The organism is Novosphingobium mangrovi, assembly GCF_022818885.1.
In the GTDB taxonomy this organism is placed as follows: domain Bacteria; phylum Pseudomonadota; class Alphaproteobacteria; order Sphingomonadales; family Sphingomonadaceae; genus Novosphingobium; species Novosphingobium mangrovi.
In genome coordinates this window covers 105,908-119,850 of the sequence record NZ_JALHAT010000016.1, presented here as the reverse complement: position 1 = coordinate 119,850, position 13,943 = coordinate 105,908, and the positions used below count along the sequence as shown (strand labels likewise).

The following is a 13,943-nucleotide window of genomic DNA, read 5'->3' as shown; positions in this document are numbered from 1 at the left end:
GCGCACTTGCAGCACGCGGGCCGATAGGTCACCTTGCAAGGACTTCGGTAAGGAGAGAGCCCGTGAACGACAGCGAAAACAGGCCCGCAGCCTCGAACTCGAGCTTCGAGCTCAACAACCCGACCGTAATCTGCCTTCTCTATTTCGCCTCATTCCTGACCGGGGTGACCGCCATCATTGGCGTTGTCCTTGCTTTCGTCTGGCGCGGTGAGCCCAAGGCCGATTGGGAACTGTCCCACTACCAGTATCTCATCAACACGTTCTGGATCGGCCTTGTCGGCGGGATCCTGGGCTTCGTGCTGATGATCGTGCTGATCGGCTTCCTCATCCTGCCCGCGGTCTCGATCTGGGTGATCGTGCGCACGGTGATGAGCCTGCTCAAGGCGCAGAAGCGCGAACCGATGCCTGATCCCAACTCCTGGACGATCTGATCAGGTCCCGCGACGCCCGTACCTAACCGCCCCGCCGTTCTCCCGTTTCCAGCTTCGCGCGCGCCATGTCCTTGCGGGGTACACGGCTCGCGAAGTGGTCCTCATCACCACTGGTGTAGGCGTAGATCTCGGTGACGGGCACGCGGTAACGATAGCGGTCATCAACGAGCACCACGGTCGCGCCATCGCGCCCCTCGACCGTGCCGATTACGGCCCCGTCCCCTTCGACAATGGGCGTGCCGGGCACGAGCTCGCTGGGCGAAATGTTGCGCACCATCTTGAGATAGGGGCTTTGCATGGCCTTCGCGATCTCGGCGTCGGTGCGCGCGATGACACCGCTTTGCGCGGCGACCGGAAGCGCAGCGGACATGCCCCCTGCAAACAGGATGGGCATGGCCAGAAGGGCCACCCGGGCAGAGCGGGAAACAGGCAGATGGCGCATGCGGTCACTCCTTCGATGGAAAGACTGTGTTACCCATCTAACACAAAAGGCCCGGCAGGTTTCCCGCCGGGCCTTGTTCATTTCGCATCGGCGGTGCCGAAGGGCGCCTTTGCAGCGCCTTGTCCCGGACCGCTTACTCGGCGGCCTGGGTGTCCTCGAAGAGGCCGGGCTCGCTGCCGTCGTCGGCCTGCGCTTCGTCTTCCGGCTTCACCTTGCGGCGCGAATCGAAGTTTGCCCACACCGTGTTCCAGTCGCCACGGGTCGCGCCCTTCGAGTATTCGGTCGCGCGGGTCTCGAAGAAGTTGGCGTGCTCCACACCGTTCAGCAGCGGGGTGAGCCAGGGCAGCGGGTGCTCGTCGATCATGTAGATCGGCTTGAGGCCCAGCTGGTCGAGGCGCCAGTCCGCGATATAGCGGATGTACTTCTTGATGTCCTTGGCGGTCATGCCCGGCACCGGGCCCATCTCGAAGGCGAGATCGATGAAGTTGTCTTCGAGGCGCACCGTGGTCTGGCAGACATCGGCGATGTCGTCGCGCACGGCCTTGGTCAGGCAGCCGCGCTCCTTGGTGAAGGCGTGGAACATCTTGATGATGCCCTCGCAGTGCAGCGATTCGTCACGAATCGACCAGGTGACGATCTGGCCCATGCCCTTCATCTTGTTGAAGCGCGGGAAGTTCATCAGCATGGCGAAGCTGGCGAAGAGCTGCACGCCCTCGGTGAAGCCGCCGAACATGGCGAGCGTGCGCGCAATGTCCTCATCGTTGTCGACGCCGAAGTTCTGCATGTAGTCATGCTTGTCCTTCAGCTCGGCGTACTCGAGGAAGGCGCCGTATTCGCTCTCGGGCATGCCGATGGTGTCGAGCAGGTGCGAATAGGCCGCGATGTGCACCGTCTCCATGTTGGAGAAGGCGGTGAGCATCATCTTGATCTCGGTCGGCTTGAAGACGCGCGCGTACTTCTCGTGGTAGCAGTCCTGCACTTCCACGTCGGCCTGCGTGAAGAAGCGGAAGATCTGCGTCAGCAGATTGCGCTCATGCTCGGAAAGCTTCTGCGCCCAGTCGCGGCAGTCCTCGCCCAGCGGCACTTCCTCGGGGAGCCAGTGCAGCTGCTGCTGGCGCTTCCAGTAGTCGTATGCCCAGGGGTACTCGAAAGGCTTGTAGGTCTTGCGCGCGTCGAGAAGAGGCATGGGCGACTGACTCCGTTGGATGTCTAACGTGGTGCGTTGTTGGCGAAGGGCAAAAGAGGTGGTCCGTCCTCCGCAATCCGCATGATCTGGCCCGGCGCGAGGAGACTCGCTTCCGGGACCCAAGCGGATAGACGAAATTACCCCTCCTTGTGCAGCCCAACGGCTAAAATTTCTCGAACTTTACACAGCTTTGAATCGCTTGTGAATCATAGATTTGGGGCATGACCGTAGAGCCACACCCCACACCTAGTGCCCAGAGCGCCGTTTTCGCACGTGCAGCACGAACGTGGCCCGAGCCTGTAAACCCCGCCTTAGCCGGGGCTTTCCGGGGAACTGCGCAGCCCCCTTGAGCGTTCTTTCAGCAGGACCATTCCGGCCCTTACCGGGCCCAACAGGAGAGACGCCATGACCACCACCGCCAGCCGCCCCCGCGCTGCCGAAGGGACATTCTGGACGACGAGCCTGGGCACCATTCACAAGGACATGAAGGTGATCGACGCCGAGGGCACCTGCCTTGGCCGGGTGTCCGAAGTCAAAGGCGACGAAGTCATGCTCGCGGGCGATGGCGGGCACTCCTTCATCGCGCTCAGCCAGATCGACGGCGTGGGCGAGGAAGGCGTGCTGCTTTCCGACCGCGGCGACATCACTTTCGGCATGCCCAGCTCGACCTGAGTTTCAGCCACGACCAGCCGATACGAAAAGGGCCCGGATCATGATGACCCGGGCCCTTTTTGCGTTGCGCGCTATTGCCGCCGCAGATTCACTTCCAGAACCAGCGCGGGGCCAGCTTGCGCTTGGACCGGAAGCGCCACATCTGGACGTAGAGCCAGATCCCCGAGATCGAGAAGAACACCAGCGCCAGGCCCGACAGCACCGAGATCACCGTGCCAATGGCGCCGAAGGTCTCGCCCGAGTGCAGGTGATGGAACAGCCCGACCATTGAGCGGATACCACCCGAAGCGCGCGGCGGCATGCAGCGCCAGCCCTCGGGGCACTCGAAACCCTCCGGCGGCGTCGCGAGCGCCTGCACGGCCGGATCGGGGGCCCCTGCCGGCCACAGCACCGCAACCTGGCTGAGGACGCCGGTGACCGCGATCCACAGCATGAAGATTCCAAAGAAGAGCGAGAGCCAGCGGTGCCACTTGCGCATGTGAGAAGGGTGTCCCTTTGAACATTTACGAATCGCTGCAATGCAAAGCGCAGGACGCGCACGCGCTCAAGCCGCAAATTGTCACACGCGGTAACGGGACAGGTAAACACGACCCGGAAGAAGGACGTTTCAAGGGGGTCATCACCCCTTGACCCCATACCGGGCGACCTCACCTCTCTTGGCCATCATGGCGCGCGAAATGTGAGGTCGACAGTTTGGGGAGCCCGAGGGCGATGGCCCTCGGACCTGATCCTTCTACGCCTTACCAGGGCCCGCGCCGGTCGTCGTGACGGCGGTCATGGCGACGGTCGTGACGGCGCTTGCCGTGATGCCCCCGGTCGTGGCGCTTCTCGTAGCGGTCGTGCGGGCGGTGGTGGCCGGGGCGCGGATGGCCGTACTGGTTGCAAGCCGAAAGGCCGACCGATGCGGCGACGGCGAGCGAGACGGCCATGACGGCATTCCTGCGAAACACGTGCGTATTCTCCTGATTAGTCTTTTCAATCAAGAGAATACGCAAGCGGCCCGGGCCGTTCCCGTGCGATCCACGCACGCCCAAAGCCGCCCCACGCACGCCCCGCAGCAAAGCGTGCCGCGCGCACGCGCCCGCCTCCATCAGCCGTGCCCATGATGCGATGGACGCCGGAACGCGCCCCGGGGGGAGGTGCGTTATCAGGGGTAACAACGCAGCAAAACAGAGCGAAAGGAGAGAGATATGCTCGAGAAGCTCCGTATCCGCGAACACATGGAAGTTGCCGATGCCAATGGCCAGCACGTAGGCACCGTCGATGGTATCGAGGATGATCGCATCAAGCTGACCCGAACCGACAGTTCGGATGGCCAGCACCACTTCCTCGACCTCGGCAATGTCGACAAGATTGACGACAACCGCGTCTACCTGAAGCAGGGCACCGCCATTCCGGTCGGCGCCGGCGCCAACTGACGCGCCGCCCGCCCCTCATGCTATGAGGGAATGGCACCATTAAAAAGGCCCCGGACTTCGTGGAAGTCCGGGGCCTTTTCATGTGAACTCGCTCAGCCTTACTGGCAGGCGAGACATTCGTCGTAGTCGGTCGTCTCGCCGATCTCGAACTTGGGCGCTTCGGCTGTATTGTCCGCCTCGACCCCGCCCGAACCGGCAAAGCCCGCGCGCTGCACCGACTTGGAGCGCAGGTAGTAGAGCGACTTGATGCCCTTTTCCCACGCCTGGTAGTGGAGCATCAGGAGGTCCCACTTGTCGACGTCGGCCGGGATGAACAGGTTCAGCGACTGCGCCTGGTCGATGTAGGGGGTACGGTCCCCTGCGAATTCGAGCAGCCAGCGCTGGTCGATCTCGAAGCTGGTCTTGAACACCGCCTTTTCCTCCGGCGAGAGGAAGTCAAGGTGCTGGACCGAACCGCCGTGCTCGAGAATCGAGTTCCACACGTTGGTGGAGTCCTTCGACTTCTCGGCCAGCAGCTTCTTCAGGTACGGGTTCTCCACCACGAACGAGCCCGAGAGCGTCTTGTGGGTGTAGATGTTGGCCGGGATCGGCTCGATGCAGGCCGAGGTGCCGCCGCAGATGATCGAGATCGACGCGGTCGGCGCAATCGCCATCTTGCAGCTGAAACGCTCCATCACGCCCTGATCGGCCGCGTCGGGGCACGGACCGCGCTCGTGCGCCAGCATCATCGAGGCCTCGTTGGCCTTCTGGTTGACGTACTGGAACATCTGGAGGTTGAGGGCCTTGGCCATCGCGCTCTCGAAAGCGATGTTCTTCTTCTGCAGGTAGGAGTGGAAGCCCATGACGCCCATGCCCACCGAACGCTCACGCGCGGCCGAGTACTTGGCGCGGTCCATCTCGTCCGGCGCGCGGTCGATGAAGTCCTGCAGGACGTTGTCGAGGAAGCGCAGCACGTCTTCGACGAAGCGCTTCTCGCCCTTCCACTCTTCCCAGGTTTCCAGGTTGAGCGAGGAGAGGCAGCACACCGCGGTGCGGTCTTCGCCCAGGTGGTCGCGGCCCGTGGGCAGCGTGATTTCCGAGCACAGGTTCGAGGTCGAGACCTTGAGGCCGAGATCGCGGTGATGCTTGGGCATCATGCGGTTCACGGTGTCGGAGAAGACGAGATAGGGCTCGCCGGTGCGCAGGCGCACTTCGACCAGCTTCTGGAACAGCGAACGCGCGTCCACGGTCGAGCGCACCGCGCCGTCCTTGGGGCTGCGCAGGTGGAACTCGGCGCCATCGCGCACGGCTTCCATGAACTCGTCCGACAGGAGCACGCCGTGGTGGAGGTTGAGCGCCTTGCGGTTGAAGTCACCCGTGGTGGTCCGGATCTCGAGGAATTCCTCGATCTCGGGGTGCGAGACGTCGATGTAGCAGGCGGCCGAACCACGGCGCAGCGAGCCCTGCGAGATCGCGAGGGTCAGCGAATCCATCACGCGCACGAAGGGGATGATGCCGCTGGTCTTGCCGTTGAGGCCGACCGGCTCACCAATGCCGCGCACGTTGCCCCAGTAGGTGCCGATGCCGCCGCCGCGCGAGGCCAGCCAGACGTTCTCGTTCCAGGTGTTGACGATGCCTTCGAGGCTGTCTTCGACCGAGTTGAGGTAGCACGAGATGGGCAAGCCGCGGCCGGTGCCGCCGTTCGAGAGAACGGGGGTGGCGGGCATGAACCAGAGCTTGGAGATGTAGTCGTAGAGACGCTGGGCGTGCTCGGCATCGTCGGCGTAGGCATCGGCCACGCGTGCGAAGAGGTCCTGATACTTCTCGCCGGGAAGGAGGTAGCGATCCTCCAGCGTCTCCTTGCCGAACGCGGTCAGCTTGTCGTTACGGCTGTCGTCCGTGACGATGGTGAAGCGACGCGGGTTGATCGACTTGGAGTCGTATTCCTTCGTCGAAGATGCCTGGGCCGCGGCTGCTGCCGAGGCCGCGGCTGCAGCAACGAGGTCCGCGCTGGCCGTATCCGCCTTGTCCATTCCGATTGCCGGGCCTGCGCCCGTCTCCTTGTTCGAGTTTACCGACGGGCTGGCAACGGTTTCTTCCGTAGCGTCCGCGCTGTCGATGCGACTGTCACTTCCGTTCCTGAAATCCACTCGTTCGCCCCATTGGTTGCCGCGCCACCTGCAAGGCAGGCAAGCGCGTAGTGTACCGCGCAGGATCAAGGCGCACCGCAGCGCGGCCGCCGGGGACATCCCAGACTACCACGTTCAGCACGAAAAGGAGACCTTTGCCCCTGCTCTCGACCCTGTGGTGCCTCGCGGAGTCGCCCAAACCTGCCCCGAAATCACTTCCGGGGGCGACGCGGGACATTCCCACGCTGCATCAAGGTTTAGAGGTTCGACCGCCGAAGCGCCACAACCCATAGTGCCGTTTCTTGGCATCGGCGCAAGAGGGGGGAGACACGCAAGCCGCGAGGCCCGAAGTCGCGCTGGACATTTGCCCAGCCTCCGCGACGCGTGGGAAGTCCTGAACCCTCATCGAACGCAAGCGAAATCTGGGGCTCTGCGAGCCATTATTTTTCCACAAAATTTGCCGATGAAACGAATCGGGAATACGACGAGCCGAGTCCCGCATCTCGCACGTCAAGACACAAAAAGCACAAACTGTGCCCCAAGCACTCCGCTGTGGACACCATATGTTGATCTTCCTGCAGCCGCGATGCGCCTTTTCGCAGCGTCCCTCGTCGAGCCGCATGGCCCCTGCGCCGAGCCGCACGTGCACCCGGCCCGCTCCTGTGCAACCCCTGCGCCGATCAGGGCTTTAGTCCCTGCGCGCAAGGGGGACCTGCGCGCCATCCGGTCCTCGCAAGGAAGCCTACATGTTCAATATCATCGGCGCCATCATCGGCGGTCTCATCATCGGCGCTCTGGCGCGCTGGATCTACCCGGGCGAGGTGCCCATGTCCTGGGTCGCGACGATCCTGCTGGGTATCGGCGGCTCGCTGGCCGCCGGCCTCATCACCTCGCGCGGGAGCCGCGACTTCAACCGCGCGGGCTGCCTCGCCTCGATCCTGGGCGCGATGGCGCTGATCTTCATCGGACGTGCGCTGGGCATCGGGATGTAGGCCCGCCCGAACCGGGCAGCCCAGGCGCCGCCCGGTTCCCGCCCGTCAGGGCACCAGCACGGTGTCGTGCGGCTCGCTTTCGGTCTCGGGATAATCGAGCGTGAAGTGCAGCCCGCGGCTTTCGCTTCGCTTGAGAGCCGAGCGCACGATCAGCTCGGCCGACTGCAGCAGGTTGCGCAGTTCGATCAGGTCGGTCGAGACGCGAAAGTGCCGGTAGTATTCCTCGATCTCGGTGTTGAGCAGCTGGATGCGGTGCATGGCGCGCTCCAGCCGCTTTGTCGTGCGCACAATCCCCACGTAGTTCCACATGAAGCGGCGGATCTCGGTCCAGTTCTGCTTGATGACGACTTCCTCATCGGAATCGGTCACCCGGCTCGCGTCCCAGGCACGTACCGGGGGCGGCCCGTCGAAAGCATCCCAGTGGTCGAGAATATGGCTGGCCGCCGCATCGCCGAAGACGAAGCATTCGAGCAGCGAGTTCGAGGCGAGGCGGTTTGCCCCGTGCAGCCCGCTCTCGGTGCACTCGCCCGCCGCGTAGAGGCCCGGCAGGTCGGTCTTGCCATCGAGATCGGTGAGCACGCCCCCACAGGTGTAGTGCTGCGCGGGCACGACGGGAATCGGCTCTTTCGTCATATCGATGCCGAGCGTGAGCAGCTTCTCGTGGATCGTCGGAAAGTGCTCGCGCACGAATTCGGCGGGCTGGTGGCTGATGTCGAGATGGACGTAATCGAGGCCATAGCGCTTGATCTGATCGTCGATCGCCCGCGCGACGACGTCGCGCGGGGCCAGTTCGGCCCGCTCGTCGTAGTCCGGCATGAAGCGATGGCCGGTCACCGGGTGGCGCAGCTGCCCGCCCTCGCCACGCACCGCCTCGGTGATGAGGAAGTTCTTGACGTCGAGGTTGTAGAGACAGGTGGGGTGAAACTGCATCATCTCCATGTTGGAGACCCGCGCGCCTGCGCGCCAGGCCATGGCAATGCCGTCGCCCGTCGCCCCGCGCGGCGCGGTGCTGAAACGGTAGACGCGCCCGGCTCCGCCGGTGGCCAGGATGGTCGCGCGCGCGGTGTGCGCCTCTACCCGGCCCGTCGCCTCATCGAGGGCATAGACGCCCCAGACCCGGCCCGAACCCGAGTAGCGCAGTTCGTGCCGTCCGGTAATGAAGTCGATGCAGGACTGTCCGGGTAGAAGCGTGATGTTGGGGTTCGCCTGCGCGGCGCGCAGAAGCGCGTCCTGCACCGCCCAGCCCGTGGCGTCGTTCACATGGACGATGCGGCGGTGCGAGTGCCCGCCCTCACGGGTGAGGTGCAGTTCCCCGCCCTCGGTGTTGAAGGGGACTCCCAGGTCCAGCAGCCGGGCGATGGCGTGAGGCGCACGCTCGATCACGAATTCGACCGTCTCGCGCCGGTTGAGCCCGGCCCCGGCCACCATCGTGTCGCGGATGTGCTCATCGAAGGTATCGCCCTGGTCGAGGACCGCGGCGATGCCGCCCTGGGCCCATGCCGTGGATCCGCCCGTCAGGCTGCCCTTGGCCAGTACGAGGACCTTGAGCCTCTCGGCAAGGGCGAGAGCGGCGGTCAGACCAGCCGCGCCGGATCCGATGACAATGACGTCATACGAAGTTGTACTAGGGACGTTATCCTGCATCGCGCCTCATTGCCGAGTGCGCGCAACAATCGCAAGATATCTCGCGAAAGCAGTAGACTATTGTTGCAATGCAGTAGCTAGACAATTATACTTAGGCCCGCGCAGTCAGAGACGCCCTCAACTGCGGCTTGGAAGAGCTCCAGCTTTCGGGTTAACGATAAAAAGCACGCTCCTGCAGGTCAAGATGAATAACTAACGAAATAATTTCGTTTGAAACTTGGCGCTACGCACTCCGACACACCGCATCTCGCGATTTCAGGACTCTGGCCTCCGCCAATCCACTTCGCGCCACGGCACAAGAACATGCTTCGTCTAACCCGCTTACTGAGAGCACTCAGGCAATGACAAAGACCACGAAATCCAGGAAAGGCTTATTCACTATGCTCTTTCGCTTTTGCTGGTTGAATCGCCATCAACCCGACCGCCAACACGCCAACTGGGACGGGCACAGCTTCGTCTCCACCTGCACGCAATGCGGTGCCGCGATTCGCCGTCACAAGAAGAATGTCTGGCACAAGGAGTGGATGGAGCAGTCCGACGACGCCCTCCCCAGCCTTAAATAAGCCCGAACCGCGCGAACAGAGGACCTGCCCCTCCCCGTGCGGATTACGCAGTAAGGCTGACGAACACGTCTTCCAGATCCGCCTCGCGGGTCGTAACGTCGACAACAGAAAGCCCCTGCGCCTGAAGGGCTGAGAGAACCTCTCCTGCGTTCGCACGGTCCTTGTCGTACGTGATCTCGAGCCCCGTATCGCCGACCGTACGGCACTTGATGAAGCCGGGATGCTCGGGAAGCCGGGCCACGGGCTGGTCGAGCGTCAGCATCAGCACCTTCTCGCGCGCCATGCCGATCAGCTCGCTCGTCGGCTTGTTGGCGATGAGTTCACCGTGGTTGATGATCGCGATGCGGTCGCACAGCTCCTCGGCCTCTTCCAGATAGTGCGTGGTGAGGACGATGGTGACGCCCTCGCGGTTCATCTCGGTGACGAGTTCCCACAACTGGCGGCGCAGCTCCACGTCAACACCCGCCGTCGGCTCGTCGAGAACGAGGACAGGCGGCTGGTGGACCAGCGCCTTGGCTATCAGCAGACGCCGCTTCATGCCCCCCGACAGGCTGCGGGCATAAGCGTCGCGCTTGTCAGCAAGGTGCACCGCGCGCAGCAGTTCCTCGGAACGGCGCAGATGCTTGGCGATGCCATAGAAGCCGGCCTGGTTCTCCAGAACCTCGATCGGGGTAAAGAAGGGGTCGAACACGATTTCCTGCGGCACGATGCCGATCGCGCGCTTGGCGTTGCGCTGATCGTGGTCGATGTCGTGCCCCCAGATATCAACCGACCCCGAGCTCTTGCGCACGAGCCCGGCCATGATGTTGATCAGCGTCGACTTGCCCGCACCGTTGGGGCCGAGCAGGCCGAAGATCTCGCCCTGCGGCACGTCGAAGCTGACCCCCTTGAGGGCCAGCTTGGCCTCGGCCTTGCCAACAGGCGCATACCGCTTGACGAGGTCGCGGATCGAAATGGCGGGCGAGAGGGCAGAAGAGGCAGTCATGGCGCACCATGTGGGCCAGCTTTGGCCCAAGGTAAAGAGCGCAAAGCACAAAGAGGACCGCGAGCCAGGCCCTGTCCTGCCCAGATTGCCCCGCATGCAAGCGCGCTGCATCCTGCGCACGCAGCTGCGCGCGTTTGCCGCTGGAAATCGTCCTCGCCCGCTGGTAAAGGCATCGCCCATGAGCAACGTGCCTGAAACCGTCTTCACCGATTCCCACCGCGTCAAGTGCGATGGAGCCACCGACATCCGTGCCGGAGCCGCTCTTGGCCATCCGCGTGTCTGGCTCGAGATCGACGAGAAGGGCTATGTCGAATGCGGCTATTGCGACCGCCGCTTCGTCCTCAAGGGCGGCCCCGCCGACCAGCAGGCGGCCTGAGCCTTCCGACCTTGTCCCTGAACGGCCTTTGCCGCCCCGGGCCAAACTCCTCCCACCTGTAGAGCGGCATAAGGCAGGCCTTGCGCGTGCCGGGACGCAGGCGTTCAACCTGATGGCCTCGCATGTGCGGTGCCAAGGCAGGCTCCTGGGACGCAGCCTCGCGGCGCTTGCCCTGCCGGTTGTGTGGCCCGTGCGAACAGCCAGGGCGCACGCAATGGCTTTCGCCCACCGGACTTGGCGCCTATATGATGGAAATGTCTTCCATCGTTGATCCCCGCTCGCTCCTCTACCGCCACCTCACGCCCGAGGACGCGCAAGCGCTGGCTGCCGAAACGCTGCGCTCGTGCGACGATGGCGAGCTCTACATGCAGTTCATGGCGAGCGAGGCTTTCGGCTTCGACGACGGACGCCTCAAGACCGCCGACTATTCGCGCGATGCCGGCTTCGGCCTGCGCGGTGTCTCGGGCGAGATGACGGGGTTTGCCCACGCCAACGAGATTTCCGCCAAGGCCATCCGGCGCGCGGGCGAAACGCTGCAACTGCTCGATCCCGCGACCGGCCCCAAGGCTGGCCCGCCTGCGAAAAGCAACCGCCACCTCTATACCGATGCCTCCCCGCTCGACCTCGTCGGCTTTGGCGAGAAGGTGAAGCTGCTGGAGACCATCGACGCCGCCGCGCGTGCGCGTGACCCGCGCGTCGCGCAGGTCAGCGCCAGCCTGTCCGGCTCGTGGTCCGTGGTCGAGATCGTGCGCCCCGACGGCTTCATCGCCACCGACGTGCGCCCGCTAGTACGCCTCTCGGTCTCGATCGTCGCGGAAAGCAACGGTCGGCGCGAGACTGGCTCGTTCGGGATGGGCGGACGCTGGCTCTACGACGATCTCTTCCGCCCCGAAAACTGGAACCGCGCCATCGACGGCGCGCTGGCCCAGGCCCTCACCAACCTGGAAAGCATCGATGCCCCCGCCGGCGAGATGACCGTCATCATGGCTCCGGGCTGGCCGGGCGTGATCCTGCACGAAGCGGTCGGCCATGGCCTGGAGGGCGATTTCAACCGCAAGGGCACCTCGGCCTTTGCCGGACGCATCGGCGAACGCGTGGCCGCACCCGGCGTTACCATCGTCGATGACGGCTCGATTGCGGATCGGCGCGGCTCGCTCTCGGTCGATGACGAGGGCACGCCCACCCAGGAGACCGTCCTGATCGAGGACGGCATTCTCAAGGGCTACATGCACGACCGCCTCAACGCGCGCCTGATGGGCGTCGAGCCGACGGGCAACGGGCGCCGCGAGAACTATGCGCATGCCCCCATGCCGCGCATGACCAACACCTTCATGCGCGCGGGCGAGCAGGACCCCGCCGAACTGCTGAGCGGCGTGAAGAAAGGCATCTACACCAAGAACTTCGGCGGCGGCCAGGTCGACATCGTCTCGGGCAAGTTCGTGTTCTCGTGCACCGAGGCCTACATGGTCGAGAACGGGAAGCTGGGCGCGCCCATCAAGGGCGCAACGATCATCGGCGATGGCCCCTCGGTGCTGACCCGCGTGACCGGCATCGGCAACGATCTCGAACTAGACCGCGGCATCGGCGTATGCGGCAAGGGCGGCCAGAGTGTACCGGCAGGCGTGGGCCAGCCCACCCTGGTGGTCGAGGGCCTGACAGTGGGCGGCACCGCCTGAGACAACCGGATAAAAAGTGCCGGGGCCGCGACGAACGGTCAGCCCCGGTTCAGGACCAGATGCTAAGCTTGTCCAGCAACTAGAGATGCGTGATGGAGACCAGAGCCATGAAAGCCCGTTTCGCCGTACTCGCCGCTGGCCTCGCCGCAGCCGCCAGCCTTGTGTCCGCGCCTGCCGCGATGGCCAAGGAAAAGCTCACCGGCGAGGAGGAACTCGCCAAGATGCTCGAAGGGCGCACGGCGGGCGAACCGGTCAAGTGCATCTCCTACTCGCGCCTCAACAACGCCACGATCATCGAGAAGACCGCGATCGTCTACAAGGTCGGCAGCACGCTTTACGTCAACCGCCCGACCAACGCGGACCTGCTCGATGACAACGATATCTTGGTGACGCGCATCTTCGGCTCGCAGCTGTGCAACGTGGATACGATCCAGCTGCGTGATCGGATGACCCCCAACATGTGGAGCGGCTTTGTGGGTCTGCGCGAATTCGTGCCCTACAAGAAGGCCAAGTAAGCCCCCCACCCCTTACCAGTCCCCCGGTCCCTTGCCGAAACGGCCACGAACCATTCGTGGCCGTTTTGCTGTGCCGGATCGACACGAGCCGTCCTCTCGATCCCGGAGCTTTGCCCAAGCATCCGGCATCCGAATACTAAGACCCGCCGCCTAGTGTCCCGTGCAAGGGGGCACGTCTTCATGAAACGATGTATCGCATGGGGCCTCCTGGCCCTTTCGGCCTGTTCCTCCGGGCGGGAGCCCTACCTTCTGGAGTGCCGCGGGACGCAGGACTTCGAGTGGGACCAGACCCGTGCGGTCGGCTTCATGACACTCTATTTCCGTATCGATGAAGAACGCCGGGCGATCTACGGCCAGTCGCCATCGGGGCAATTCGACAATGTGTGCCGCGCGAGTTGCGCGCAGCTGCAGTTCGGCAAGGACGCCATTATCTGGATTGATGCGACATCCGATGACGAGGGTGCCGACACCCGCATCGTCTCGCGCCTCGACAGGGCCAGTGGAGAGCTGCACATCCGCACACTCGGCCAACGCACCGACGCCGCCGGCCTCCACAAAACCCTTCATGGCGACGGCCTGTTCCACTGCCGCGAGGTCACATCCACGCGCTGAGCTCTGCCACAGGTAGGGAAAGGAGCGCCCCAAACGACAAAGGGCGGCCCCGAAGGACCGCCCCATGCCTGGTAATGGTATGTGCGTGACTCTGACGTCGGATCCGAGATCAGACCAGGGTCAGTGCGAAGACCAGGGCGCTGGTGCCCAGAGCCGCCGCTGCACCGACAGTGCGGTGAAGAATGGCCATAATCGATACTCCTGCGAACACGTTTCGTGCTTTTCGTTTTATCGCTCGCTCGCGGCATTTCGTCGCGATCGGCAGGAGTGCGAAATAGGCGCCTCACGAATTATCGCAAATCCAAAAGCAACAATATTGCTTG

The 13,943-nt window shown here is 63.8% G+C and carries 15 protein-coding genes; 8 read left to right on the top strand and 7 right to left on the bottom strand.

Annotated elements, in window-relative coordinates; all coding sequences use genetic code 11:
- Positions 1-62: 62 nt before the first annotated feature.
- Entirely contained in the window at positions 63-431 is a 369-nt protein-coding gene (locus tag MTR65_RS11020; protein WP_148628275.1) for a DUF4870 family protein, read from the top strand.
- A 22-nt stretch (positions 432-453) separates the two neighbouring features.
- Here MTR65_RS11020 and MTR65_RS11015 read toward each other — a convergent pair whose 3' ends face one another.
- Positions 454-873 carry a hypothetical protein gene (locus MTR65_RS11015; protein WP_243800081.1) on the bottom strand — a complete coding sequence of 140 codons (420 nt, stop codon included), beginning with the start codon at positions 871-873 and terminating at the stop codon, positions 454-456.
- A gap of 133 nt (positions 874-1,006) precedes the next feature.
- Positions 1,007-2,059, bottom strand: coding sequence for a ribonucleotide-diphosphate reductase subunit beta (locus MTR65_RS11010; RefSeq protein ID WP_148628273.1), 1,053 nt, complete (start codon positions 2,057-2,059; stop codon positions 1,007-1,009).
- A gap of 405 nt (positions 2,060-2,464) precedes the next feature.
- On the opposite strand from MTR65_RS11010, the gene MTR65_RS11005 reads away from it, so the two are divergent.
- Entirely contained in the window at positions 2,465-2,731 is a 267-nt protein-coding gene (locus tag MTR65_RS11005) for a DUF2171 domain-containing protein (RefSeq protein WP_039388902.1), read from the top strand.
- 88 nt (positions 2,732-2,819) lie between these two features.
- Here MTR65_RS11005 and MTR65_RS11000 read toward each other — a convergent pair whose 3' ends face one another.
- Together MTR65_RS11000 and MTR65_RS10995 are read right to left on the bottom strand one after the other, a co-directional pair.
- Entirely contained in the window at positions 2,820-3,209 is a 390-nt protein-coding gene (locus tag MTR65_RS11000) for a PepSY domain-containing protein (RefSeq protein ID WP_243800079.1), read from the bottom strand.
- Positions 3,210-3,471: 262 nt separating this feature from the next.
- A complete protein-coding gene (locus MTR65_RS10995) occupies positions 3,472-3,681 on the bottom strand; it encodes a hypothetical protein (RefSeq protein WP_243800077.1) in 210 nt (69 codons plus the stop codon).
- 240 nt (positions 3,682-3,921) lie between these two features.
- Here MTR65_RS10995 and MTR65_RS10990 point away from each other — a divergent pair, with 240 nt between their 5' ends.
- Entirely contained in the window at positions 3,922-4,149 is a 228-nt protein-coding gene (locus tag MTR65_RS10990) for a DUF2171 domain-containing protein (RefSeq protein WP_213500774.1), read from the top strand.
- A gap of 98 nt (positions 4,150-4,247) precedes the next feature.
- Here the strand turns inward: MTR65_RS10990 and MTR65_RS10985 are convergent, their stop codons facing one another.
- Positions 4,248-6,161 (bottom strand): ribonucleoside-diphosphate reductase subunit alpha, encoded by a 1,914-nt coding sequence (locus MTR65_RS10985; protein ID WP_226633599.1) that lies wholly within the window; start codon positions 6,159-6,161, stop codon positions 4,248-4,250.
- A gap of 842 nt (positions 6,162-7,003) precedes the next feature.
- Between MTR65_RS10985 and MTR65_RS10980 the strand changes: the two genes are divergently transcribed.
- The gene (locus MTR65_RS10980; protein ID WP_039388947.1) at positions 7,004-7,249 is read left to right on the top strand and encodes a GlsB/YeaQ/YmgE family stress response membrane protein; all 246 of its coding nucleotides are present in this window, start codon (positions 7,004-7,006) and stop codon (positions 7,247-7,249) included.
- Positions 7,250-7,294: 45 nt separating this feature from the next.
- Here the strand turns inward: MTR65_RS10980 and nadB are convergent, their stop codons facing one another.
- Together nadB and MTR65_RS10970 are read right to left on the bottom strand one after the other, a co-directional pair.
- The gene (gene nadB, locus MTR65_RS10975; RefSeq protein ID WP_243800075.1) at positions 7,295-8,893 is read right to left on the bottom strand and encodes an L-aspartate oxidase; all 1,599 of its coding nucleotides are present in this window, start codon (positions 8,891-8,893) and stop codon (positions 7,295-7,297) included.
- Between the two features lie 606 nt (positions 8,894-9,499).
- Complete coding sequence (locus tag MTR65_RS10970) at positions 9,500-10,441, bottom strand: ABC transporter ATP-binding protein (protein WP_243800073.1); 942 nt, start codon at positions 10,439-10,441, stop codon at positions 9,500-9,502.
- 178 nt (positions 10,442-10,619) lie between these two features.
- Between MTR65_RS10970 and MTR65_RS10965 the strand changes: the two genes are divergently transcribed.
- The 4 genes from MTR65_RS10965 to MTR65_RS10950 all read left to right on the top strand — a co-directional run bounded on the left by MTR65_RS10965 (position 10,620) and on the right by MTR65_RS10950 (position 13,620).
- The gene (locus tag MTR65_RS10965; RefSeq protein ID WP_039388953.1) at positions 10,620-10,817 is read left to right on the top strand and encodes a zinc-finger domain-containing protein; all 198 of its coding nucleotides are present in this window, start codon (positions 10,620-10,622) and stop codon (positions 10,815-10,817) included.
- Between the two features lie 254 nt (positions 10,818-11,071).
- Positions 11,072-12,493: a metalloprotease TldD gene (gene tldD, locus MTR65_RS10960; protein WP_243800070.1), complete on the top strand. Its 1,422-nt coding sequence runs from the start codon at positions 11,072-11,074 to the stop codon at positions 12,491-12,493.
- Between the two features lie 107 nt (positions 12,494-12,600).
- Complete coding sequence (locus MTR65_RS10955; protein ID WP_039388955.1) at positions 12,601-13,008, top strand: hypothetical protein; 408 nt, start codon at positions 12,601-12,603, stop codon at positions 13,006-13,008.
- Positions 13,009-13,188: 180 nt separating this feature from the next.
- The gene (locus tag MTR65_RS10950) at positions 13,189-13,620 is read left to right on the top strand and encodes a hypothetical protein (RefSeq protein WP_243800068.1); all 432 of its coding nucleotides are present in this window, start codon (positions 13,189-13,191) and stop codon (positions 13,618-13,620) included.
- Positions 13,621-13,943: the final 323 nt, after the last annotated feature.